Origin of the sequence: Nostoc sp. C117, from assembly GCF_043099735.1 — a bacterium.
GTDB lineage: Bacteria > Cyanobacteriota > Cyanobacteriia > Cyanobacteriales > Nostocaceae > Nostoc.
In genome coordinates, this window is sequence record NZ_CP170991.1 from 4,174,139 (window position 1) to 4,196,502 (window position 22,364).

General features: G+C 40.7%; 17 protein-coding genes and 1 other RNA gene. 11 read left to right on the plus strand and 7 right to left on the minus strand.

Annotated elements, in window-relative coordinates; genetic code table 11:
• The first annotated feature begins 73 nt into the window (after positions 1–73).
• Positions 74–826: a Mut7-C RNAse domain-containing protein gene (locus tag ACFG4S_RS18165; RefSeq protein WP_392530434.1), complete on the plus strand. Its 753-nt coding sequence runs from the start codon at positions 74–76 to the stop codon at positions 824–826.
• 18 nt (positions 827–844) lie between these two features.
• Here the strand turns inward: ACFG4S_RS18165 and ACFG4S_RS18170 are convergent, their stop codons facing one another.
• A complete protein-coding gene (locus ACFG4S_RS18170; protein WP_392530435.1) occupies positions 845–1,066 on the minus strand; it encodes a hypothetical protein in 222 nt (73 codons plus the stop codon).
• 110 nt (positions 1,067–1,176) lie between these two features.
• Between ACFG4S_RS18170 and ACFG4S_RS18175 the strand changes: the two genes are divergently transcribed.
• Complete coding sequence (locus ACFG4S_RS18175; protein WP_392530436.1) at positions 1,177–2,136, plus strand: ROK family protein; 960 nt, start codon at positions 1,177–1,179, stop codon at positions 2,134–2,136.
• Between the two features lie 325 nt (positions 2,137–2,461).
• On the opposite strand, the gene ACFG4S_RS18180 is transcribed toward ACFG4S_RS18175, so the two are convergent.
• Complete coding sequence (locus tag ACFG4S_RS18180) at positions 2,462–2,785, minus strand: hypothetical protein (RefSeq protein ID WP_392530437.1); 324 nt, start codon at positions 2,783–2,785, stop codon at positions 2,462–2,464.
• 713 nt (positions 2,786–3,498) lie between these two features.
• Between ACFG4S_RS18180 and ACFG4S_RS18185 the strand changes: the two genes are divergently transcribed.
• From ACFG4S_RS18185 to ACFG4S_RS18220, 8 genes are all read left to right on the plus strand, one after another.
• Positions 3,499–4,020 carry a pentapeptide repeat-containing protein gene (locus ACFG4S_RS18185; RefSeq protein WP_392530438.1) on the plus strand — a complete coding sequence of 174 codons (522 nt, stop codon included), beginning with the start codon at positions 3,499–3,501 and terminating at the stop codon, positions 4,018–4,020.
• Positions 4,020–5,174 (plus strand): 5-(carboxyamino)imidazole ribonucleotide synthase, encoded by a 1,155-nt coding sequence (locus ACFG4S_RS18190; RefSeq protein ID WP_392530439.1) that lies wholly within the window; start codon positions 4,020–4,022, stop codon positions 5,172–5,174. The genes ACFG4S_RS18185 and ACFG4S_RS18190 overlap by 1 nt, the downstream gene beginning before the upstream one ends.
• 62 nt (positions 5,175–5,236) lie before the next feature.
• Positions 5,237–5,420: non-coding RNA, 6S RNA (gene ssrS / locus ACFG4S_RS18195), on the plus strand.
• A 137-nt stretch (positions 5,421–5,557) separates the two neighbouring features.
• Positions 5,558–10,978, plus strand: a complete 5,421-nt coding sequence (locus tag ACFG4S_RS18200) for an AAA family ATPase (protein WP_392530440.1) — start codon at positions 5,558–5,560, stop codon at positions 10,976–10,978.
• Positions 10,979–11,142: 164 nt separating this feature from the next.
• Positions 11,143–12,408 (plus strand): M16 family metallopeptidase, encoded by a 1,266-nt coding sequence (locus tag ACFG4S_RS18205; protein WP_392530441.1) that lies wholly within the window; start codon positions 11,143–11,145, stop codon positions 12,406–12,408.
• A gap of 130 nt (positions 12,409–12,538) precedes the next feature.
• A complete protein-coding gene (locus tag ACFG4S_RS18210) occupies positions 12,539–13,810 on the plus strand; it encodes a M16 family metallopeptidase (protein ID WP_392536017.1) in 1,272 nt (423 codons plus the stop codon).
• Positions 13,811–14,034: 224 nt separating this feature from the next.
• Positions 14,035–15,081, plus strand: coding sequence for a peptidoglycan-binding protein (locus tag ACFG4S_RS18215; RefSeq protein WP_392530442.1), 1,047 nt, complete (start codon positions 14,035–14,037; stop codon positions 15,079–15,081).
• A gap of 292 nt (positions 15,082–15,373) precedes the next feature.
• Positions 15,374–15,727 carry a phage holin family protein gene (locus tag ACFG4S_RS18220; RefSeq protein WP_392530443.1) on the plus strand — a complete coding sequence of 118 codons (354 nt, stop codon included), beginning with the start codon at positions 15,374–15,376 and terminating at the stop codon, positions 15,725–15,727.
• 32 nt (positions 15,728–15,759) lie between these two features.
• On the opposite strand, the gene ACFG4S_RS18225 is transcribed toward ACFG4S_RS18220, so the two are convergent.
• The 4 genes from ACFG4S_RS18225 to ACFG4S_RS18240 all read right to left on the minus strand — a co-directional run bounded on the left by ACFG4S_RS18225 (position 15,760) and on the right by ACFG4S_RS18240 (position 20,100).
• A complete protein-coding gene (locus ACFG4S_RS18225; RefSeq protein WP_392530444.1) occupies positions 15,760–16,230 on the minus strand; it encodes a cobalamin biosynthesis protein in 471 nt (156 codons plus the stop codon).
• A gap of 8 nt (positions 16,231–16,238) precedes the next feature.
• A complete protein-coding gene (locus ACFG4S_RS18230) occupies positions 16,239–16,802 on the minus strand; it encodes a Uma2 family endonuclease (RefSeq protein ID WP_392530445.1) in 564 nt (187 codons plus the stop codon).
• Between the two features lie 111 nt (positions 16,803–16,913).
• Positions 16,914–18,677 carry an arginine--tRNA ligase gene (gene argS / locus ACFG4S_RS18235; RefSeq protein ID WP_392530446.1) on the minus strand — a complete coding sequence of 588 codons (1,764 nt, stop codon included), beginning with the start codon at positions 18,675–18,677 and terminating at the stop codon, positions 16,914–16,916.
• A gap of 847 nt (positions 18,678–19,524) precedes the next feature.
• Complete coding sequence (locus ACFG4S_RS18240; RefSeq protein ID WP_392530447.1) at positions 19,525–20,100, minus strand: TMEM175 family protein; 576 nt, start codon at positions 20,098–20,100, stop codon at positions 19,525–19,527.
• A 513-nt stretch (positions 20,101–20,613) separates the two neighbouring features.
• On the opposite strand from ACFG4S_RS18240, the gene ACFG4S_RS18245 reads away from it, so the two are divergent.
• Positions 20,614–21,342 carry a DUF1877 family protein gene (locus ACFG4S_RS18245; protein ID WP_392530448.1) on the plus strand — a complete coding sequence of 243 codons (729 nt, stop codon included), beginning with the start codon at positions 20,614–20,616 and terminating at the stop codon, positions 21,340–21,342.
• A gap of 234 nt (positions 21,343–21,576) precedes the next feature.
• Here ACFG4S_RS18245 and ACFG4S_RS18250 read toward each other — a convergent pair whose 3' ends face one another.
• Positions 21,577–22,212, minus strand: a complete 636-nt coding sequence (locus tag ACFG4S_RS18250; RefSeq protein WP_392530449.1) for a transaldolase family protein — start codon at positions 22,210–22,212, stop codon at positions 21,577–21,579.
• Between the last annotated feature and the right edge of the window lie 152 nt (positions 22,213–22,364).

Consider the following 22,364-nt stretch of genomic DNA (forward strand, 5'->3'; position numbering starts at 1 on the left):
TGGGCGATCGCTTCACCATCAACACTAGTGGCTAATAAACTATAGCTAATGACTAACCCAAAGATTTGTGACTATGGCGATCGCATATTTCTACTTTCATGCAGAATTGAATCATTTTTTACCACGGCATCAAAAGCAGGTGAGAATTTCCCATTCTTTTGCGGAGAGAGCCTCAATTAAGGACATGATTGAATCATTGGGTGTTCCTCATCCAGAAGTTGATTTTATAGAAGTTAATGGTGAATATGTAAATTTTTCTTACATTGTTTGCGATGGAGATACTATCAATGTTTATCCCAGTTCTGCTAGGGATACTATTACACCAACTGTTTCTGTTATACCAAAACCGCTCAGTATTATCCGTTTTGTTTTAGATATTCATCTAGGCAAACTAGCGACATCTCTACGGCTTTTAGGCTTTGATAGTTTATACCGCAATGACTACGAAGATGAAGAATTAGCCCAGATATCTTACAGCCAAGAACGGATTATTTTGACTCGTGATAAGGGCTTATTAATGCGTAGTTTGGTAAGGTATGGGTATTATGTGAGAAATACTAATCCTCAACAACAAATCCTGGAAGTACTGCAACGCTTCGATTTATTTAAATTAATCTCACCATTTCAAAGATGTTTGCGCTGCAATGGATTATTAGAACCTGTAGATAAGCAATCTATTATTGAAGAACTGCTAGAAAATGTGCGAGCGCAGATCGATCGATTCCAGCGCTGTCAAGACTGCGATCGCATTTATTGGAAAGGTTCACATTATCAACGATTACAACAGTTTATTGATGGAGTAGTTAACTCACAAAGAGGTAAATAACTTAGTAATGCCAATTATTTAACTACCTGCAATATTGGCACTAATTATTTGACTACCCCCGATTCTTGGATCTTCATCTTCGTGATTCAAATCATCAAGAGTGGGATTTTGCTTACTCTCTCCAGTAACTTCTTCTGGTTCAATGGGATCTGCCTCTTGAGCCTTATCGATATCAAGAGAACGAGGAGGTTCTTTAGCGTGAGATAAATCTATGAGTGGATTTGCTTGTTCGGGAGTCATGATTTACTAAAATATACAGTCTTCTTTAGTGTTGAATTTATTTTGCTGGCAAACATCTTTCTTGAGAAAGAAACCACGTATTGTAATAATTCAAAAGAGGCATAAAAACTATGACATTAATTTTAGCTCTCGATTTTGGCGGAACTAAGTTAGCGGCTGCATTAGTAAATATTGGTTCGAGAAAGTGGTTACGCTATGAACGCCGTCTTTCCCCAATAGGTGCAGATGCTAGCACTGATTTAGAAATTATGCGATCGCTCATTTACTCTCTACTAGAAGATACAAAACCCGCTGCGATCGGTGTCAGCTTTGGCGGTCCAGTTGACGCTTCCACAGGCACGGTGCGACTATCTCATCATGTGGCTGGATGGGAAAATATTCCTCTCAAAGGTTTGTTAGAAGAGGAATTTGGTGTGAGTGTTGGTGTGGATAACGATGCCAATATTGCTGCCTTGGGCGAACACCGCTTTGGTGCAGGACAGGGCTACGATAGTCTGTTTTATATTACTGTCAGCACTGGTGTGGGTGGTGGTTGGATACTCAACAGCCAGCCTTGGCGGGGTGCTGGTGGGATGGCTGGCGAAATTGGACATATGGTTGTAGATCCTGCTGGACCAGTGTGTTTGTGTGGTAAACGGGGATGTGTGGAACGTTTGGCTTCTGGACCTTATATGGCACAAAATGCTAGGGAAGTTTTGGCAAACGAACCCCACACGGACGGAATGGTGTTGAGAAGTTTGGTCGGGGATGATTTAACGTTGCTGACAGGGCAGTTGGTAAGTGAAGCGGCGGCGGCTGGGGATGATTTGGCGAAGGAAGTTTTGTATAAGGCTGCTTGGGCGCTGGGTGTGGGTATTGGCAATGTGGCGAATTTGATGAATCCGCAGCGCTTTGTATTAGGAGGCGGTGTGATGAAGGCGGGGGAGGATTTTTGGCGGGTGATTCGACAGGTGGCGCGGGAGACAGCTTTGCCGGAAGTTGATTTTGAAGTTGTGCCGGCGGTGCTGGGTGATGATGCGCCATTGTGGGGCGGTGTGGCGATCGCTTCTATGACAATCCCGAATTTATAAATGAGTAGTTCTAATGCGATCGCTAACACTCTGAGAATAGCTTAAGCTGATGCGCGTCTAAAGTATATAAATCTTGATGGTTGTTGACTGTTGACTGTTGACGGTTAACGGTTAACAGTCATCAGTCATCAGGTAAATATACAAATTAAATGCATAAGAGCTTACTAATTATTAAATCCAGCTTTTTAAGAGGTAAGATAATAATGGAGAAGGGAAAAAGAGTGATAATAAAAATTTTCACCAAACTCAATTTTTTTAATTAAAAACTGCTCTTGTTCCAAGTAAACAAGAGCAGTTTTTAATACCAAAGCCCAAAATGAAAAATTTAGGCATCCTCAAGTTCCAATTGAGCTACCGTAATCGCATTCAAAGCGAAAGCCAAAACTAATGGCATCGGAGACTGAAACCAAAAGGTAAAAAGAATAGCGAAGATTGTGCCAATTACTGCTGACGTAGACCACAATCTTTCTTCAAAAGTCAATCCCTTTTCAGCTTTAATCAATCTGAGAACATGAACTGGGATTGGTTCTGGCATGACTCCACCCGGAGGAAAAGCCCAGTAGTTATTACGCCGTTCGACAAATAAATCTGTCCAGCCATTTTCTTGGCACCATGTCTCAATCCATTGAAGTGAGTAATGATTAATCATTGCAGTTGGGAGGTCTGTTGAATTTGTGTAGTTGGTGAAGATAATCTTTCGGAGATTCCAGAAAAACTAATTACTTGGGTACACAGTTAACACTATCTATGCTATGGAGTTTTTAAGCTTTGTTAAGCAATTGAGATACATAATAATTATGCTCAAACATTGCTTTGCTTATAAAAGCCTAGCAGTGGATAGAATCTGTTGAATTCAAAAGACAACAAACTTTACGTGAAAAATTGAAGATGAAGAAATGTAAAGAAATGGGTGAGTGTTAATGCTTAAAAAAACTGTTTATAGCCTAAAAATAAAATTTTAAAATCAAGAATTGTGAACAAATCAATAGGTGTAGACATCGCTTCAAATTATTTCTTGAGAGTTGAAAAAAACTAGACAGTCATTTGTATTCAGTCTTTAGTAATAATTTTCCTGGTATGATGTTGCGTAGGCATAGCCGCGCACTTCTGTGCGAGACGCTCCGCGAACGGCTGCGCTCAGTGACCATCGTAGACATCGCTTCCAGACTCGCGCCCAAGTAATTGCTGCTCTATGTCTCAAGTCACACAAATAATTTACCTGAAAGTGAGAAACTAAGGCTGCTTTTAGGTTACAAAATATTAAGCAAGGGAAAATATAGATCCCTTCAGTCCAGTAGCAAACCTGCGAGTCTTCATTAAGATAATGCAGTCAAGCTAATATTCAAATCCGGTAAGCTTAAAATGCAGCGACTACACACCAAATTAGCTCTCAATATATTTTGGCGGCAAGGATTGGCGTTATTTCTAGGAATTATTGTCTGGTGCGTGGCCGATCCGGCACTGGCGGTAGACTGGACTCACCCACTCTCATTTAGCAATGCAGAGTTGTCAAGACATGATTTTTCTGGTCAAAGCTTGCAAGCTGCGGAGTTTTCTAACGCCAATATGGAATTCGCTAATTTTACCAACGCCGACTTGCGGGGAGCGATATTGAGCGCTTCGGTGATGACCCAAGCAAATCTCCACGGAGCGGATTTAACTAATGCAATGGTGGATCAGGTAAACTTGAATAGAGTCGATTTGAGCGATGCAGTTCTCAAAGAAACTCTTTTTCTGCGCGCCATCTTTAATGATGTGAATATAGACGGTGCAGATTTTACAGATGCAATTTTGGATAGAGCGCAAATCAAAGAACTGTGTATCAAAGCCAGTGGCGTGAATTCCAAAACAGGCGTTAAAACTCGTGATTCTCTGGGATGTTAATGAAACGTGTTGGTGTAATTGGTGGCGGACAACTTGCCTGGATGATGGCAGATGCAGCAGAAAAGTTCGGAGTAAAATTAGTAGTACAAACTCCTAGTGAAAACGATCCAGCGGTGTCAATCGCTCAAGAAATTGTTTTTGCTGCGGTTGATGATGCCAGTGCTACAAAAACATTAGCTAATAAGTGTGATGTTATCACGTTTGAAAATGAATTTGTTAACTTAGACGCTTTATCTGATTTAGCACACCAAGGCGTTTGTTTTCGCCCAAGATTAGAAGCTTTAGCTCCTCTTTTAGATAAATATCATCAGCGTTGCTATTTACGCGACTTGGGCTTACCTGTTCCTCAATTTTTTGCCATTGAACAACTGAAGAATATCAAATCGAAAGTAGAGTATTTGGGTTTTCCAGTAGTCCTCAAATCCCGCCGCCACGGTTATGACGGTCAGGGTACTTTTATCATTCAAGACTTTGCTTCTTTAGAAGAAAAATTGAGTTATGAAACGACAATCCAAACTTCAAATGAATCATCTTTTTTGTTAGAAGAATTTATCCCTTTTGACAGAGAACTAGCAGTAATTGCAGCTCGTTCTGTAGAGGGAAAAATTGTTACCTATCCAGTGGTAGAAACTCAACAAGAACAACAAGTGTGTCGGCGGGTGATTGCGCCAGCTGAAATTACGCCCAACCAGCTAGCAGAAATCCAAGCGATCGCCCATACTTTATTAAATAGCCTGGAAGTAGTGGGAATCTTTGGAATAGAGCTATTTCTGACTGCTAATGGAAAGGTGCTGGTAAATGAAATTGCTCCCCGTACTCACAATTCTGGGCATTTTTCCCTTGACGCGTGTGAAACATCTCAATTTGAGCAGCACCTCAGGGCAGTCTGTGGTTTACCCTTGGGAAATTCTGACTTACAATGTGCTGCGGCTGTGATGGTGAACCTCTTAGGGTATGAAAATTCTCACAGTGATTACCAAAGCCAGCGTCAACAAATAGCAAAGATTCCCCAAGCCAATATTCACTGGTATGGAAAGACAGAATCACGTCCTGGGCGCAAGTTAGGACATGTCACCGTTTTGCTGGATAATCAAAATCGAGATCTGGCGATCGCTCTTGCTCAAAGCATAGAATCTATCTGGTATCCCAGATAAATCCATCGGAAACTTTTGATGTTGAACACACAACATCTTTTTGAAAGCTATAATGAGTTTAAGTTGCACTACGACGTTGGTGACTGCCATCAAGTTTTTTGATCTATGCCTTTAATGACAAGGGAGTCAACTGTTCTCGTGGCAGTATACCGGGCATGTACCCGGAAACTTTAAACGAGGAATTTAGGTTCCCACCTGGATAAACCCAGGTCATAAACTTAGGTAAAACGGCGTCGCGGTGAACTTAAAAATTATTAGCTCCCAAAGTCAATTAGAACTTGGGAGCTTTAATTATATCAATCAGTTTCAAATGAATGAACTGAAAGTAGATATTGCCATATTTTTGGGAAACCTAGATATTGAGGTTTCAAGAATTAAGTCGTATGGTCAGCATTCCCGGATATCAGGTTGGCAAAGAACTTTATAACGGTTCTCGAACTTTAGTTTATCGCGCTAATCGAGAAACTGACCAAAAATCTGTGGTGATTAAGCTGATGAAAACTGCTTATCCCAGCTTCAGCGAATTGCTACAATTTCGCAACCAGTTCACCATTGCCAAAAATTTGAATCTACCTGGAATCATCCAAACCTATAGTCTGGAACCCTATCAGAATGGCTATATGTTAGTGATGGAAGACTTTGGGGGAATTTCTCTAAACCAATGGCAAGGGAGAGGAGAGAATAGGAAAATAGGTGAAACACCACAAGCTCTCATTGAGTTTTTAGAAGTAGCGATCGCTCTATGCAATGCATTAGATATTTTAATTCATAATCGGATCGTTCACAAAGATATTAAACCTGCCAATATTTTAATTCATCCAGAAACTAAAGAAGTTAAGTTAATTGACTTTAGTATTGCATCTTTGCTGCCACGAGAAACTCAAATATTAATGAGTCCTAATGTGTTAGAAGGGACACTGAGCTATTTGTCTCCAGAGCAGACTGGACGGATGAATCGGGGAGTTGATTACCGTACTGATTTTTATTCTCTGGGTGTAACTTTTTACGAATTACTAACAGGGCAATTACCATTTCAATCGCACGAACCGATGGAATTGCTACATTGTCATATTGCCAAACTTCCGCCTTTAGTACATGATATTAATCCGCAAATTGCGCCTGTACTCTCATCTATTGTTAGCAAATTGATGGCGAAAAATGCCGAAGACCGATATCAGAGTGCATTTGGGCTGAAATATGATTTAGAAAATTGTTTACATCAGCTAAAAGAAACAGGGGAAATTGCAAGTTTCCCAATTGCTCAACGGGATGTGTGCGATCGCTTTATTATCCCAGAAAAACTCTATGGGCGTGAGCATGAAGTTGAAACTCTGCTCAAAGCCTTTGACCGCGTTACCAACAACCAAACAGAACTAATGCTGGTAGCTGGTTTTTCTGGTATTGGTAAAACTGCTTTAATTAACGAGGTTCACAAACCTATTGTCCGGCAAAGGGGCTACTTCATTAAAGGCAAATTTGACCAATTTAATCGGAATATTCCCTTCTCCGCTTTTGTACAGGCATTTCGAGACTTAATGGGACAATTACTGAGTGAAAGTGATGTCCAATTGTCAACTTGGAAAAATAAAATTTTACAAGTGCTGGGGGATGAGGGGCAAGTCATTCTTGAGGTAATTCCTGAACTAGAACAAATTATTGGTCAACAACCACCTGCAACGGAACTTTCACCAAGTGCAGCCCAAAATCGCTTCAATTTACTCTTCCAAAAGTTTATTCAGGTATTCACCACAAAAGAACATCCATTAGTAATTTTCCTCGATGATTTGCAATGGGCTGATTCTGCATCACTCAAATTGATGCAGTTGTTGATGAGCGAGTCAGGAAGTGGCTCTTTACTTTTAATTGGGGCTTATCGAGACAATGAAGTATCTACCGCGCATCAGTTGATGTTAACTTTAGCGGAGATTCGCAAAGCCAATGCAACAATTCACAGCATTAGTTTAGTTCCGCTAAGTAATGCTAGTTTAAATCAATTGGTGGTTGATACCTTAAGTTGTTCAAGCAAAACTGCCCAACCACTAACGCAACTCGTCTATCAAAAAACTCAAGGAAATCCATTTTTTGCAACGCACTTTCTCAAAGTATTATACGAAGATGGGCTGATTACTTTTAATTTTGCTCAAAGTTACTGGCAATGTGATATTGCTGCTGTGAAAGCACTTGCTCTTACAGATGATGTTGTAGAATTCGTAGCGCTACAGTTGCAAAAGTTGCCAGATGCAACGCAAAATATGTTGAAATTAGCTGCATGTATTGGCAACTCTTTTGATTTGCTAACCTTAGCAATTGTTTCTGAACAATCGGAAACCGAAACGGCAGCATTTTTATGGAAAGCTTTGCAAGAAGGGTTAGTCTTACCTACTAGTGAAGTTTATAAATTCTTTCAAGATAATGAACATAATTCTGACTCAAACCCCTTAAATTCTAATTTCCAAATCCCTATCTATAAATTTTTACACGATCGCGTGCAGCAAGCGGCTTACTCTCTAATTCCAGATGAAGAGAAACAATTTACGCATCTTAAAATTGGTCAATTACTCTGGCAAAATACCTCTGAGTCTCAGCAAGAGGAGCGAATTTTCGAGATTGTCGGTCAGTTAAATCGAGGAATACTGCTAATTATCCAACCGACTGAACGTCAACAATTAGCTCAGTTAAATCTGAATGCCGGTCGAAAAGCGAAAGAAGCTACCGCTTATGGTGCAGCAATTCATTACTTCTATTCTGGAATGCAGCTGCTACCGATTAATAGTTGGGAAATCGCCTATGAATTGACTCGAAGTTTATACGAAGAAGCTGCCGAAGCTGCTTTTCTCAACAATCAATTTGAGGAAATGGAATCTCTTATCCAGGTTGTCATCGAACAAACAACCACCTTATTAGATAGAGTGAAAGTCTATGAAGTTCAACTCCAAGCTTATCAGGTGCGGAATCAATCATTCAAAGCGATCGCAACTGGGCGCGAACTTCTGGCTCAACTTGGGGTAACATTACCTGAATCAGTTACACCTCCAGACATTCAGCAATCTGTAGTAAACACCCTCTCCACCTTAGCTGGCAGAAATATTGAGGGCTTAGTTGATTTGCCATTGATGAACGATCCCAAAGCTTTGGTTGCTTTGCGAATTATGGCTAGTATCGCTCCCGCCATCCATCAGGCTGCGGCTTATCTGTTCCCAATTATTGCCTGCGAAGAGGTGAATGTATCTCTTAAATACGGCAATGCACCACTTTCTGCACCAGGATATGCAGATTTTGGAATTGTACTTAATATTTGTAACCAACTGGAGTCAGGCTCAGAATTTGGCCAGCTAGCTTTAATGCTTGTGGATAGATTTAAAGCAAAATCTGTTCAAAGTATGACTTTGTTTAAGGTGGGTGCATTGAATCAATGTAATAAACAACATGTTCGCACTTCAATTAGTTTATTACAGGAATCCCATAGTCTTGGATTAGAAACAGGCGATTTTTTTCATGTGCTGGCATCGATGATTTTCAAGTTATTCTATGTCTATTTAAGTGGCACAGAAGTTTTGGAAATTCTCTTAGCCGATATCAAAGCCTACGAGTCTAATTTTGCCCAAAATCAGCGCTTATTAAATTGGTCGAATATCATCTGTCAAAGCATTAAAAATTTAACCGAATCTAGCGATAATCCAGAGAGATTCATTGGTGAAGATTATCAAGATGAACAACTATTATCTGCGCTCATTCAAGAAAATGACGAATTAACGCTCCATGTATTTTTCCTAAGTAAATTAACACTCAATTATTTGTTTGGAAATTTTCTGGCAGCTGTTGAGAATGCAAATCAGGGAGAGCAATATCTTAACGGTGCAGCAGGAATGCTATCTGTGCCTGTTTTCTACTATTACGATTCTCTGTGTCGGCTAGCTGCCTATCCAACGGCTGAACCATCTCAACAAGAGCAGTTACTCTTAAAGGTTGGCGAAAACCAGGAAAAATTGCAGTTTCGAGCCAAATTTGCACCGATGAATTTTCAGCACAAATTTGATTTGGTGGAAGCAGAACGGCATCGCGTTCTGGGCGAAAAAATAGCAGCAATAGAATTATACGATCGCGCCATAACTCTAGCTAAAGAAAACCAATATATCCAAGAAGAAGCCCTAAGTAATGAACTAGCTGCCAAGTTCTACCTCGAATGGGGCAAACAAAAAATCGCCCAAGTTTATATGCAAGAAGCTTATTACTGCTATGCTCGTTGGGGCGCTAAAGCCAAAACTGACAATCTAGAAAAACACTATCCTCAACTTCTTACTCCCATTTTACAAGCACAATTGAATCACTTTCAACTGAGTTCAACCGTCGATGGATCATCATTCCCACATCAAACCATCCACACAAACCTTTCTAGCAGTAGTCTTTCGGAAGCCCTCGATTTTGCCACTATCCTTAAAGTTTCACAAGCTCTCTCCAGTGAAATTCAATTAGAGCAGCTGCTCACTACCCTTTTGCAAGTGGTGATGGAAAATGCTGGAGCAAAAAAAGCTGCTCTACTTGTACTCGAACAGGGCAACTTAGTGGTTAAAGCTGTAGCTACCATCAATGAAGGGGTGACTTTAGTATCTGTACCATTGTCAAGCAGCCAAAACATTCCAATCGCATTGGTAAATTATGTCAAACACAGCTTAAAAACTGTGGTGCTAGATGATGCAACAGCAAAAAACGATTTTATTACTGACCAATATTTGATGGAGCAACAACCCAAAAGTCTGTTGTGTATGCCGATTTTGCGTCATGGTCAGTTAATCGGGTTACTATATCTGGAAAATAAGTTGACGATTGGTGCATTTACAAGCGATCGCACGGAGGTCATCCAACTGCTATGCGCTCAAGCTGCCATCTCTCTAGAAAATGCCCGTCTTTATCAAGAATCTCAAAATTATGCTCATAGAATAGAGCGATCGCTACAAGAACTTGAGCAAGCCCAATTACAAATGGTGCAAAATGAAAAAATGGCAACCTTGGGTAATTTGGTTGCAGGGGTGGCACATGAAATTAATAATCCCATTGGATTTCTCAAAGGCAGCCTCAATAATGCCGAAGATTATATCCAAGACTTACTCGCCCATATCCAATGTTACCAACAACATCATCCGACTCCGGCGACGGCAGTCATCGAGCATGGTGAAGAAATTGACCTAGAATTCCTAACTGAAGACTTACCAAAGCTAGTAGGCTCAATGAAGGTGGCTTCAGAAAGGATCAAAGATATTAGCATCAGTCTCCGCACCTTTTCCAGAGCCGATACAACCGAAAAAGTTGCTTGTAATCTCCATGAAGGCATTGAGAGTACCCTGTTGATTTTGAAGTATCGCCTCAAAGCTAACGAAAAACGTCCAGCAATTGAAGTCATCACCGAATATGGAAAATTACCACCAGTTAAGTGCTTTTTAGGACAGTTGAATCAAGTATTTATGAACATCCTCGCTAATGCCATTGATGCCTTAGATAGTTCCTGCGAAGGGCTTTCTTTTGCCCAAGCGCAGGCCGAACGTCAGCAAATACTGATTCACACCGAAGTATCTAGTGACAAACGCACAGTCACAATTTCCATTAAAGATAGTGGTCAGGGGATGCCAGAGGAGGTTAGAGCCAGGATCTTCGACCACCTATTTACAACAAAAGAAGTTGGGAAGGGAACAGGATTAGGATTGGCGATCGCTCGTCAAATTGTCGAAGAAACCCATAATGGACGGTTGAGTTGCAATTCTGTGCTTGGTGAAGGAACAAAATTTGTGATTGAGATTCCAGTATTTTAAGTAATTTGCGATTTTTCTTTCAATACATAATGCTGTCAATTTTCAGTCCTGTGGAGAACAGCGACAGCACAATTCTTCAAATTTGTATAACTTGATTCTAATTTCGGTATCGTTCAGAGTTAAGATACGAAATTGCATGAAATTGTGGTTAAAGCTACAAAAAATTGTTACAAAAACTAACTAATACCCTATTTCCAGCCTCGGTCTTCCGACTAGACAGTGGTTTAACGTTTATTCATCAAGAAATTCCGACTACCCCTGTAGTTGTGGCTGATGTCTGGGTTCGTGCTGGAACAACCCTAGAGCCAGAACCGTGGTTCGGTATGGCGCACTTTTTAGAACACATGATTTTTAAAGGTACGGCCACACTACCCCCTGGAATGTTCGACCACAACGTTGAAAACCGAGGTGGCGTAAGTAATGCGGCAACCAGCTATGATTATGCTCATTATTCGCTCACCACAGCTGCCCCTTATTTGAAAGATACTCTGCCTTATTTGGGAGAACTACTCCTGAATGCAGCAATTCCAGATGATGAATTTAGCCGCGAACGGGACGTGGTGCTAGAGGAAATCCGCTCGTGCAATGATGATTCTGACTACTTAGGATTTCAAGCTTTGATTGGCAGCATTTATGGGCGTCACCCTTACGGACGTTCGGTGCTAGGTACTGAGCAAGAACTTATGCAGCAATCACCAGAAGCAATGCGGTGTTTTCATCGCGCCCACTATCAACCACAAAACATGACAGTGGTAATTGCGGGAGGCATAGCTCAGCAGTCCGCTTGGGAACTAGTAAATCATTCATTTGCTGATTTTGCCGAACCTTGTAATTGTCCACAATTTCAAAAAGTCGCAGAGCCAATAATAACAGAAATTCATCGTCAAGAACTCTGTTTACCACGCATAGAGCAAGCGCGATTATTAATGGCGTGGCTGGTACCCGGAGTAGAAGAAATCCGGACTGCTTATGGTTTTGATTTATTGTCGGTGTTATTAGCAGAAGGGCGGACTTCGCGTTTAGTACGCGAATTGCGGGAAGATTTGCAATTAGTACAGGGAATTTGTAGTAATTTTTCTCTGCAACGAGAATCGAGTTTATTTACAATTACTGCCTGGTTAGAACCAGAAAATCTAGAAGAAGTTGAGTCATTGATTCGCGCTCATTTAGAGAAGTTACAGACTCAGGAAATTAGTCCACAGGAACTAGCCCGCTCGCGCAGGTTACTATGTAACGAGTATGCCTTTTCTACGGAAACGCCAAATCAACTCACCGGACTTTATGGATACTACAATACCATCGCCCAAGCGGAATTAGCTGTGACATATCCCCAGCAGATTCAGTCTTTTGATGCCCAAGAACTGCAAAAATTAGCTAAACAGTATCTTTCACCGCAAAATTATGCGGTTACTGTACTTAAGCCCTGTTAGTTATTGAGCATAGGGTATGGGGCATAGGGCATTGGGCATTGGTGATTAGTTAGAATTGATCATTTAACCAAGAATAAATGACTAATGACTAATGACCAATGACAAATCACCAATAACAAAGGATAAACAAATGACAACCTTGCTGCAAAAATCGCCTATGCATCGCACTGTATTAAACAATGGTATTGTCGTGCTAGTGGCAGAAAACCCTGCTGCCGACATTATTGCGGCGCGAATTTTTGTGCGTGCGGGCAGTTGCCACGAAAACAGAGAACAAGCAGGGTTGGCACATTTGCTATCAGCAGTGATGACAAAAGGATGCGATGGACTTTCTAGTTTGGAAATTGCGGAAAAAGTCGAGTCTGTTGGGGCGAGTTTAAGTACAGATGCCGCCACTGATTATTTTTTGCTATCTTTCAAGACGGTAACATCTGATTTTGCAGAGATTTTAACATTGGCAGGACAGATTTTGCGATCGCCTACTTTTCCCGAAATTCAAGTGGAACTAGAACGGCGTCTAGCATTACAAGATATTCGTTCCCAAAAAGAGCAACCCTTCACTGTCGCCTTTGAACAAATGCGGCAGGTAATGTACCAAAATCATCCCTATGCTATGTCGGTATTGGGAGATGAAACAACCATGAGCCGCTTAACTCGTGAAGATTTAGTGCAGTATCACCAAACTTATTTTCGCCCAGATAATTTGGTAATTAGCATCGCTGGTCGAATCACACCCACAGATGCCATAGCATTGGTAACAAAAGTTTTTGGTGATTGGCAAGTCCCAGCAGAAGCATTGCCAATACTAAATTTATCTGAAATTAGAATGGAACCGCAGATCAAGTTGAAGCCACAACAGACACAACAATCAATCGTCATGCTTGGTTATCTGGGAACATCGGTGAATTCTCCTGACTATGCCCCACTGAAGTTGTTATGTACCTACTTGGGAAATGGGCTTTCTAGTCGCTTGTTTGTCGAATTGCGAGAAAAACGAGGTTTAGCTTATGAAGTATCGGCCTTTTACTCAACCAAGCTATACCCAGCATCCTTTGTAGTTTATATGGGGACAGCACCAGAGAATACCAGCACAGCCTTAGAAGGACTGCGTACAGAAGTAGATTTATTATCTACCACCGAAGTATCCCCAAGCGCCTTGCAAGCCGCTAAAAACAAAATCCTGGGGCAGTATGCTTTAGGTAAACAAACGAACGGACAAATTGCTCAAATATACGGCTGGTATGAGATTTTGGGCTTAGGAATTGATTTTGATACCAAATTTCAAGAACTGATTGCAGCTGTAGACACCAAAGACGCCATCGCCACAGCTTGTAAATATTTAAAAGAACCTTACCTGTCTTTAGTTGGTCAAGAAGAAGCAATAAATGGGGCGATCGCATAGGGTAAATTAAGCTGTTACGCATTTAATTTGTACATTTACCTGATGACTGTTAACCATTAATCGTCAACAGTTAACAGTCAACGACCATCAAGATTTATATACTTTAGACGCGCATCAGCTTATATGCGTAAATTAGCCTGTCGGAGACGCTACTTTAGACAACAGCTGTTTTTTAGACCAAGCGGCTGTACCATTAGCATCAGAATATTCTGGGAGTGAATTCCATGCAACACAGCCTGACAGCAAGTATTCTGAGTTACTTAAAATTACTACATCCGACTGTAAATCGCTCTAGGGTGGAAAAACAGCAACAAGGTTGGTGGACAAAGAAATCTCAGTCTTTATCAGCGATTGAAATCATCCTATTTTCCACTACACCTCTATTGATTACCTCCTTTGCTGTAGTATCAGTTGCAGCCCCACAAAAAATTGCTCAAGTAAATCCTGGAGATACCATCAACCGTCCTACCCTCCAAGTTGGTAGCCAAGGCGAACGAGTATCTGAGCTTCAGGCAGCTCTAAAAATTTTAGGTTTTTACTCTGGTGCAGTAGATGGTGTGTATGCTGAAAATACAGCTAATGCTGTTTCTCGTTTTAAACAAGCAGCTGGCTTAAATCCAGATGGCATTGTTGACGCCACTACTTGGCAACGACTTTTTCCTAAAGATCCGACAGTAGCATCCACCGTCCCTTCATCTGCGCCCGTATTTAACTCAGCCACAAATTTTCCTGTTCCAAATCAGGCTAGCAACCTCACCAACGTTGCAAATACCAGCCCCAACCCACCAAAGAAAGCTGTAACACAAGTTGCTACCAATCCCAAGCCACCAAAAAAAGCTGTAACACAAGTTGCCACCAACCCCAAGCCACCAAAAAAAGCTGTAACACAAGTTGCTACTAGTCCTGAGCCAAGACCTGCTAACCCAAGGCAAGCTAAGAAAACAACTAATCGTACTACATCAACTACTCGAACTCAGTCAACCACACGTACTGGACAAACTACTCGAACTCAGTCAGATACAAGTACTAAGCAAACTCCTGGCATTCAATACACTTCAGATGGATTGCCAATTTTGCGTATAGGGTTACGTGGTTCGGAGGTTGTGAAGTTACAACAACAATTGAAAAAGCTTGGTTACTTGCAAGACCAGGCAGATGGAGACTTTGGTGTAACAACCGAGGCAGCAGTGAAAGCTGTACAAAAGCGCTATGGTTTAGAACCTGACGGCGTAGTTGGAGGGGCTACCTGGGAAATTATTTTGCGCCGTTAGGCTAAGATTCGAGTAGGAATCTAGCTAGTGTGTGTGAAACTAGAACTCGGCGCTATGTGCGATATTGCATTAGCGCCGGGTAGTTAAATTTCGTACATCCTACAATACGATAAAGATACTGGGATTAGAAGTATTTCTCTATGCCAGCGCTGAAAAATTAGGTTGTTTTTGCGTTGACAAAAAAGAATGACAACTTTTAGAGTCAGCTACAAGTATGCCTAATGGTGTTACAGATCACAATGGGTAATAGTGCAATTAATTAAACTTACAGTTAATTCCTCTAAAAAGACTTATGCAACACTTTTTATTAACTTGGCTCGGTACTGCGGTGGCGTTATTGATTACTGCTAATATTGTTCCGGGATTCTTGATCAAGAATTTTGTGGCTGCCTTAGTCGCAGGTATTGTTATTGGTCTGGTTAATGCATTTATTAGACCAATTTTGCGGATTTTAACCTTTCCAATTACCTTGCTCACTTTTGGTTTATTTACATTAGTGATCAATGCTTTAACACTTTGGCTAGCAAGTGTCCTAACTCCTGGTTCTGGTTTTGAGATTAAGGGCTTTTTACCTGCTTTATTGGGTTCAATTGTGCTAGCAATTGTTTCTAGCGTAATTAACTATTTTTTGAGAGTTGTTGAATAGAAAAATGAGTAAACTTTTGTAATATTCAGATTTCAAGCTTGGGCAACAGCTAGTGTTATCGCTCCTGGTTGCCCTTTTAACTGGAATACTTGTTTGGGAACTAATAATTTCACCCTCAATTTTTCTGTGCTGCTAAATAAGGAAGGGTTGAGTTGAGTAACTACAAGAATAGCCGCGGCCTCTGCTACGCTATATGTGCCTACTTGGTGGTTGGTAATTTTGCTAGGGTTGGGAACTGAGACACAGCTAAGAACCTCCGCAGAAAAGGTTTTTAGGGGCAAATTGCGTAGGTTGCAAAATTCTACTAAGCCAACTTCTGAGGCTTTAGTATTGATGGTAGCAATACCTGCGATCGCCCTTTGAAAAAGATTGTTTTCTTCAAAGACTTTCTCTATTGCTCTATCAAACAACTGCCAAGACGTTCCCCGTTTACAACCAATTCCCACCCATAAAACCTGTTCTATTTCTTCATTAAATTCATTTTTTTCATCATAGTTTGACATACTTAGGATTACTCCAAAAGCCAACCAAATAAATCTCCCACAGTTAGGTTCAACTCACTTGCAAAATCTGGTACAGGAAGAAAAGCTTGTAGTTCATCCAACATCACTGGCTGTTGATTGCGGATGTACACGAACACCGTTTGTTCTTCTGGATCGATCAGCCAGCCCATTTGTGTTTCATAATTCAGGCAATGCAAAATATTTTTTGTAACTTTTGTTTGTCTTTGGTCGGGTGATAGAATCTCGATAGTCCAATCAGGAGCGGCTTGAAAAACGTTGGCAACTTCACCATTTTCATCGCGGGGAATTCTTGGCAATGTAAATACTGCTACGTCTGGAACAATTGATCTGCCACCAAATGTACAACGCAGTTCTGGATATGCTCGTGCAACTCTTTGGGGTTTCAAGACAGCATTAATAAAAATAACCATTTCCCCTTGAATTGTACTGTGTTCTCCCTGTGCCATTGGTTTTTGAATAATTTGACCATCGATATATTCACTAGCGGGCTTCGTTTCTGGTAGCATCAGAAACTCTGCCAACGTTATGTTTTTTGATCTTGTCCGTACCATTTGCCATCGCCTCCCAGTCCAGAAATTCTAATGAACAACCGCAAAGTACACAAAGAAAAATCAGCTTGAGTTTAACTCTTACTCTGCGTACATTTGCGTACAAAAAATATATTACATCCTCTCCAATACCTGAATACCCAACAAAGACAATCCCAATTTCAGCGTTCTAGCAGTCAAATCACATAAAACCAAGCGGGATGTTCGCTGTGGTTCCTCAGCATCTAGCACCCGAACTCCTTGATTGCGATCGTAAAACTGATTAAACTTTTTACTCAATTCATACAAATATTCACATAAACGATGGGGCAATAAATCTTGCTCTACAGTACTAATAACTTCATCGAGTTGAAGTAAATATTTTGCCAGTCCTAATTCAGTTTCATGCTCTAAGACGAGGGCATTATTTCCCAACTTATCAAAGTTAATTTCACCCTTGCGGCTAATTCCTTGAATCCGCGCATAAGCATATAGCATATAGGGTGCAGTATTGCCTTTGAGATCGAGCATTTTGTCGTAACTAAAAATGTAGTTACTGGTGCGGTTTTGGCTTAAATCTGCATACTTAACTGCACTGATTCCAACTACTTTAGCAACATCATTAATAAATTCTTCAGTTTCCTCGCGTTCTTCTTCTTGTAATCTGGCTATTAGGTCTGCATGAGAACGAGCGATCGCTTCATCTAATAAATCTCGCAACCGCACAGTATCGCCAGAACGAGTCTTGAATTTCTTACCATCTTCTCCTAACACCAACCCAAAGGGTACATGCACTAATTCCACATCATCGGGAATCCATCCCGCTTTGCGTGCTACCTGAATAAACTGGGCAAAGTGGTTTGCTTGTCCAGAATCTGTTACATAAATTATCCGCTTTGCTTCATCCTGCTGAATCCGGTAGCGGAGGGATGCTAAATCTGTAGTGGCGTAGTTATAACCGCCATCTGATTTTTGTACAATCAAGGGCAAAGGTTCACCTTCTCTATTTGTAAACCCGTCGAGAAAAACGCATTTTGCACCCTGATTTTCTACAAGTAATCCAGATTTTTCTAAATCTTCCACAACGCCAGATAATAGGGGGTTATAGAAAGATTCGCCCCGTTCAGTTAACTTGATATCCAGCAACTCATAAATTATTTGAAACTCCCTGCGTGATTGTTCACATAGTAGTTTCCAAGCATGGATTGTATCTTCTGCACCTGCTTGTAACTTGACAACTTCTTGGCGTGCTGTTTCTTGAAAAGTTTCATCTGCATCAAACCGGAGTTTGGCTTTGCGGTAAAAAGAGACTAAATCGCCAATATCTAAAGCATTAGCGGTAGTCAGCGCGTCTGGGTAGACTTCCCGCAGGTAGGCGATTAACATCCCAAATTGCGTACCCCAATCACCTACATGATTTAACCGCAGGACATCGTGTCCTTGAAATTCTAAAATTCGGGCGATCGCATCACCGATAATTGTCGAGCGCAAGTGCCCCACGTGCATTTCTTTAGCAATATTCGGACTGGAAAAATCAACAATTTCCCGCTTGGGAATTTTTGCAGGGGGAACTCCCAACCGAGGATCTGCTTGAATCTCGTTGAGTTGTGCTTCTATGTATGTTGTTTTCAGCTTTAGATTGATAAATCCTGGTCCAGCGATTTCCGGTGGTTCGCAGATTTCGGATACATCTAGTTTCTCAGCGATCGCAGATGCGATTAATCTTGGTTGTTTTCCTAACTTTTTACTCAGGGATAAAGCCACATTCGCCTGATAATCGCCAAATTTCGGATTGCTAGCAGCAACCAAAATTGGATCTATTCCAGCGAAGTCAGCGCCAAAAGCCGCCACTAAAGCCTTCTCCAACTGAACTTTTAATTTTTCTTGTGTAGGGTTCATATATAAATTTTATCTGCGACAGGGGTGATGTAATTCTGGAAAAGCTTGATTATTTCACTCTAAAGTAACGTGAGTTCGACGGATAGAAAAGCCCAAAAAGCTTGCTATATAGGAATTTGCTTAACAGGGAAGGCGAAGTGCGATGCCTGGGTTGGGCTACGCCTACGCTACGATTGATTGAGAATCAGCAAAAAAGTCACAAAAAAATGCCGAGACTAAGAATATCTAACAAAAATGAGGGTCAGGGCTTAGTCTACAATTGTATCTCGCCCGGTTCAGGGGGCGACAATAATTGTCAAAGTCTTACAGGTAAAGGGCTTGAAGTAAAAGACCCTCTCAAAAAAATGGAGCTTATTGACATGGTATTATGTTATTTTATACAAACATTTTTTGTAGTAAGCCCTTTTTGAATTTTTCAGTACACTCGATTTGTTGAGAAATAGCTTCGATTTTTTGATTAATTATAGATGCCTTGCTCCCTTAGCCTACTAGTTAATATCTTCAATACTCAAAGAAACTCTGCAAAACTACAATTGTGCAAAATAATCTGTAGTTTTAAATACAAAATTAGATGCGCTTATCCTTGTTCATCAAGAGTTTTAGCTAATAGTTGAGCGACATTAATTTGTGAAATAGCGACATTCAATTTGTTAATGTACACCATGATATAAACCTTGCCATATCAAGGGTTTAGGTATTTTGAATATTGTGACAATATTTTGTTAAATTGACAAATAATTAGTTAATGTACATCTGATATTTTTGTATTTAGATATTGCACTGGTCTGTGAATTACAGGTCGATGCAATCGTATTGCAGGTCAATGCGATCGCATAACAGACCAATGCTAGGAAATCAAAGTGTTCTCAATGCGACGGTCAGGGATAAGCCACATAATTGCAACTAGAACGTATAATACACAGGCAATCCAGGGATTTAGAAAGGCAAGTGGAATTCCTATAGCATAAACAACCACCGATACTTTTCCTTTGAAGTCTCTACCAACTGCGATCGCTAAAGCCGAATCACTGCCATGATGAGAAATGAGAGTGCGGGTAAGAATGAAATAGGCGATCGCACAAAGCAACAAAACCACACCATAAAGGACAACTGGTATGGTGTCAAAGTGATTCTCGCCCATCCACCCAGTAACGAACGGGATTAGCGATAACCAAAATAGTAGATGCAGATTCGCCCAAAGGATACGCCCATTAACATGGCGAATCGCTTGTAACATGTGATGATGGTTGTTCCAATAAATGCCGAGATAAATAAAACTCAGCACATAGCTTAAAAATACTGGTATCAGTGGACGCAGCGCGGCTAAATCACTTCCATGCGGCACTTTGATTTCTAGCACCATAATTGTGATGATAATAGCAATCACACCATCACTGAACGCTTCTAACCTCCCCTTGCCCATATACGCATTCCTTTTTTGTTTATTTGAAAGTGACACTTTGTACTTTATCGTACCAAGTAGCCGCCATTGATAAAGATTGTCTGGCGCGATGATTTATTTCACGTAGAGGCGCAGACAGGATGAGGAGTTTGAGGTTTCATCCATCTCTTGTTTATGTAACACAAAAACATTTAATTCTCACTCGCCAATTTCTGCCGCAATTGGCGAATGGCCGCGCTGGTATTACGTTGGTAAGCAATTTGCAAATAGTCTGTAATTATCTCTAATACATTAATGTTGGGGAAATAGCGACTGTTAGTTTTAACGATGTAGCTCGCCTAGTTGTTCATTGAGTGCTTGATAGTCTTGCCAACTTGCGAGTAGGCGTATTACCGCACCTGGGGGCAAATGAATTGTATCTGGTGTGACAACAGCGAACATAGAACTGATACCTGCACCTCAACTTTAATGCTTTGAATAAACTGTAGCTATACTCGGAGGATAATAACTGTTAAGCGCTGCAACAAAAGTTTTATGGGAATTACAGGTGAGATTAAGCAGATTTCCGCATCGACACTTGAATTATTTAGAGAAGATCCACTTCTTATTTCTGCATTTCGTGATGCTCAATGGTTGCCAGAATCTAAAGAAGTGAGAGAGCGGTTTGCTAAATTGTCTAAAAGGCAGGGTTTAAGTAGGTTTATTCCTGGAAATCGCCAACAATGGAAAAATAATCATGATTGGCAAGCACTAGAACAACAGTTTCTTGCTGAATGGGAAAATCCCGAATTAGATTTACACAAATGTTGGTTGGAACTGACATTTCTATTAGCTGGTTATGTTCCAGGTTATTATGCTACATCTCAAGGTAAAATCCCAGAGTTGATAGTAGATAAAGGATATAAAAAAGATTTTCTACCATTTTCAGTGATAGAAAATTCGGAGTGGGATGGTATGCCTTTGGTTAATGCTTTTGGGGCTGGCAAAGAAATCGGTGATAAAAATGAAACGAGTTATGGGCCTATCAGGTATCTATCCCCAGGTGATGAAGTTAGAGAAATTCTTGATGGCTTATTAGAACTTTCACAAGAGGGATTCCAGAATCGTTTCATCCGAGAATCACAAAAATCAGAACCAATACCCTGGATTGATTGGTCTCAAGAAGAAATGTTGGATTGGATGACAGATTACTACAATGAAATTGTTGATTACTACCAGAGTGCTGTCAGGCAGCACAAGGCTCTCTTACTTTATCTTACTTAAGTTCTGTGATGCTTTATAGCAGTTTGCAATTGTGTGGACTACAGGCAATTCGTAGGGGCACAACATGTTGTGCCCCTACCCTGCATCTCATTCAAATGAAAATCGCTATAAATATCAACTAATGCGGCTGAAAAATACAGCAGCTACAACAATCAAACCTAAAAGTACTAAAGGAACCCAAAGATTAGGAACATCTGATAAACTCATATTTAATTAAGAATTACGAATTACGAATTATTCTAAGCCGATACCGCTTTGGGCGAAATCTTCTACAGTTTTTTGTGATAATTCGTGAGTAGCGATCGCCTGTAACATTGCCAGTGGTAAAGTCAAATGATGCGCCCCGGCTTTTAGTGAAGCGGCTGCTTCTTCGGGAGATTTAATACTAGCTGCCAATATTTCCGTATCGCTACCTTCGAGTACTCTAGCCATATCTTGCACTAAGCCAATACCATCACCTAACAATCGGGTAGCGCGATTGACATAAGCTATGGCAATTTTTGCTCCTGCTTCCCGTGCTACCGCTGCTTGAGCTGCACTATAAATCGCTGTCACCGAACAGGTAATTTCTGACGACAAACTCGCTACTACTTCAAATCCTAACGGTGTTGCGGGAATCTTCAAAATTGTTTGTGAACCAATAATCTCGAAAGCTTTCCTACCTTCAGCTAACATTGCCGCTTTATCAGATGCCATAAGTTGATAGTATAAGGGGCCATTTGTCAAGGCAACCAATTTTTTCAGCGTGGTTTCTGGTGGGGTGTCACTTTGAGCTAAAAGCGTCGGATTCGTTGTGATTCCCTTCACCCAACCCCAATGTTTTACCATTTCCGCTTCAGATGCGATCGCTGAGTCTAGATATAGTGCCATAATTTTTCCCGAATCGATTGTCAAAATTAATTTATCAGATGTGCAACTCAGACCTTCTTATTTAACAAAATATCCTGCACTATTTCCTATAGCTACACAAAGCATTGCTGAATTTTGAATTGTTGACCCAGGTTTCAAGGGATAATTCTTTG

Excerpts from the sequence above, each read along its gene's own strand:
- ACFG4S_RS18165 (WP_392530434.1), top strand. The coding sequence starts at position 74 with ATGGCGATCGCATATTTCTACTTTCATGCAGAATTGAATCATTTTTTA.
- ACFG4S_RS18170 (WP_392530435.1), bottom strand. The coding sequence starts at position 1,066 with ATGACTCCCGAACAAGCAAATCCACTCATAGATTTATCTCACGCTAAA.
- ACFG4S_RS18175 (WP_392530436.1), top strand. The coding sequence starts at position 1,177 with ATGACATTAATTTTAGCTCTCGATTTTGGCGGAACTAAGTTAGCGGCT.
- ACFG4S_RS18180 (WP_392530437.1), bottom strand. The coding sequence starts at position 2,785 with ATGATTAATCATTACTCACTTCAATGGATTGAGACATGGTGCCAAGAA.
- ACFG4S_RS18185 (WP_392530438.1), top strand. The coding sequence starts at position 3,499 with ATGCAGCGACTACACACCAAATTAGCTCTCAATATATTTTGGCGGCAA.
- ACFG4S_RS18190 (WP_392530439.1), top strand. The coding sequence starts at position 4,020 with ATGAAACGTGTTGGTGTAATTGGTGGCGGACAACTTGCCTGGATGATG.
- ACFG4S_RS18200 (WP_392530440.1), top strand. The coding sequence starts at position 5,558 with ATGGTCAGCATTCCCGGATATCAGGTTGGCAAAGAACTTTATAACGGT.
- ACFG4S_RS18210 (WP_392536017.1), top strand. The coding sequence starts at position 12,539 with ATGACAACCTTGCTGCAAAAATCGCCTATGCATCGCACTGTATTAAAC.
- ACFG4S_RS18215 (WP_392530442.1), top strand. The coding sequence starts at position 14,035 with ATGCAACACAGCCTGACAGCAAGTATTCTGAGTTACTTAAAATTACTA.
- ACFG4S_RS18220 (WP_392530443.1), top strand. The coding sequence starts at position 15,374 with ATGCAACACTTTTTATTAACTTGGCTCGGTACTGCGGTGGCGTTATTG.
- ACFG4S_RS18225 (WP_392530444.1), bottom strand. The coding sequence starts at position 16,230 with ATGTCAAACTATGATGAAAAAAATGAATTTAATGAAGAAATAGAACAG.
- ACFG4S_RS18230 (WP_392530445.1), bottom strand. The coding sequence starts at position 16,802 with ATGGTACGGACAAGATCAAAAAACATAACGTTGGCAGAGTTTCTGATG.
- argS (WP_392530446.1), bottom strand. The coding sequence starts at position 18,677 with ATGAACCCTACACAAGAAAAATTAAAAGTTCAGTTGGAGAAGGCTTTA.
- ACFG4S_RS18240 (WP_392530447.1), bottom strand. The coding sequence starts at position 20,100 with ATGGGCAAGGGGAGGTTAGAAGCGTTCAGTGATGGTGTGATTGCTATT.
- ACFG4S_RS18245 (WP_392530448.1), top strand. The coding sequence starts at position 20,614 with ATGGGAATTACAGGTGAGATTAAGCAGATTTCCGCATCGACACTTGAA.
- ACFG4S_RS18250 (WP_392530449.1), bottom strand. The coding sequence starts at position 22,212 with ATGGCACTATATCTAGACTCAGCGATCGCATCTGAAGCGGAAATGGTA.